The organism is Okeania sp. SIO2C9 (genome assembly GCF_010672455.1).
Taxonomy (GTDB): Bacteria; Cyanobacteriota; Cyanobacteriia; order Cyanobacteriales; family Microcoleaceae; genus Okeania.
On record NZ_JAAHGO010000230.1, the window covers coordinates 1 to 1,398 of the forward strand.

Consider the following 1,398-nt stretch of genomic DNA (forward strand, 5'->3'; position numbering starts at 1 on the left):
TCATACAGCAAAATATTGGGTAATCTCGACTGATATTTTACGATTAAATTATTCCTGATTCAGGAATAAAAAACACAAAACGATTATTCATTAGAGGTAAAAAATGTCTCAAGCATCTGTATTAGAATTAATCAAATCTTCTCAAGAAAATCAGGCATTGCAACAGCGGCTAGAAGCTGCTGATAGTCCAGAGACTATTATGAAAATTGGAGTTGAAAAAGGCTACAATTTTACTGAAGAAGAACTGCTGTCTGTAATGCAGGAAATCCAACAAGTGGCAGCTGAAGAGGGAGAGTTGTCTGAAGACGAGTTGGAGGCTGTAGCTGGTGGTGGTTGGCCTACTCTCGTGTCTACCGCTATAACTATCTTCAATAACCGCGATAAAATCGAGGAAGGCTACAAGACGGCAAAGAAAGGCTACAAGACGGCAAAGAAAGTGTGGAAGAAGGTCTCGAGCTGGTTCTAGATTTTTTTCAAAATAGAACACAGAACGGCTTTATTTTTTGCAACATCGCTCTTAATTGTGCTGTTCTATAATTTACTAGTTTGCTGCTATTTTAGACTAGGTATAGACGAATAGATTTGACAACACTAAGATTCTAGAATTGTAGTAAATTTTGGCGATTAGTCGGTCTTGTTAAATAGACAAGACCGATATTTTTATGATTTAATGTGTTTTTTATAAAAATGTACTACTTTCAATTTAAGTTTCCAGAAAAATACTGTACGCAATACAGAAAAACCTTTGACCTGCAGGGAAAACTTGGTAGCTTCAAAGCAATAAGGTAATTAGCGAAGTAACTCAGAAATAGCAGGCATTACTGCCAGTGTAGTTATGGTGACATCAGTTAGAGAGGCTCAAGCAAAAATAACCCGTCGCATCCGTACTCCTACCCTACTGCAAATGGAGGCAGTAGAATGCGGTGCTGCTGCCTTAGGAATTATTCTCGGCTACTACCGCCGTTTTGTACCCTAGCCCAGCTACGGCAGGAATGCGGCGTTTCGCGAGATGGCTCTAAAGCCTCTAATGTCCTCAAAGCTGCCCGTAACTACGGTTTAAATGCTAAAGGACTCAAAAAATCCCTCGCCAGTCTTCAAACTCTTTGTCCCCCTTATATAGTATTTTGGAACTTTAACCATTTTCTAGTTGTAGAAGGATTCGGCAAAAACCGCGTATACCTTAATGATCCAGCCACTGGTCCAAGAAAAGTTTCCCTCCAGGAATTCGACGAAGGCTTTACTGGCGTCATCCTAGTTATGGAACCAGGACCAGAATTTAACAAGGGCGGCAAACCCAGGAACATGTTTTCTGCTTTAACCTCCCGCCTGCGAAACTCCCGCCGCGCCATCGGCTTGTGCCTCCTAACAGGGCTATTTCTAACCCTCCCGCGTTTAGCA

The 1,398-nt window shown here is 41.4% G+C and carries 3 protein-coding genes; all 3 read left to right on the plus strand.

The annotated features are described in order from the left end of the window. Positions 1-103: 103 nt before the first annotated feature. On the plus strand, positions 104-466 hold the full coding sequence (locus F6K23_RS40540) for a Nif11-like leader peptide family RiPP precursor (protein WP_293166871.1): 363 nt from the start codon (positions 104-106) through the stop codon (positions 464-466). A gap of 369 nt (positions 467-835) precedes the next feature. Then, positions 836-976 (plus strand): hypothetical protein, encoded by a 141-nt coding sequence (locus F6K23_RS42725; protein WP_367267977.1) that lies wholly within the window; start codon positions 836-838, stop codon positions 974-976. After that, a partial coding sequence (locus tag F6K23_RS40545; protein WP_367267978.1) for a cysteine peptidase family C39 domain-containing protein occupies positions 919-1,398 on the plus strand: 480 nt, incomplete at its 3' end. The genes F6K23_RS42725 and F6K23_RS40545, both read left to right, overlap by 58 nt.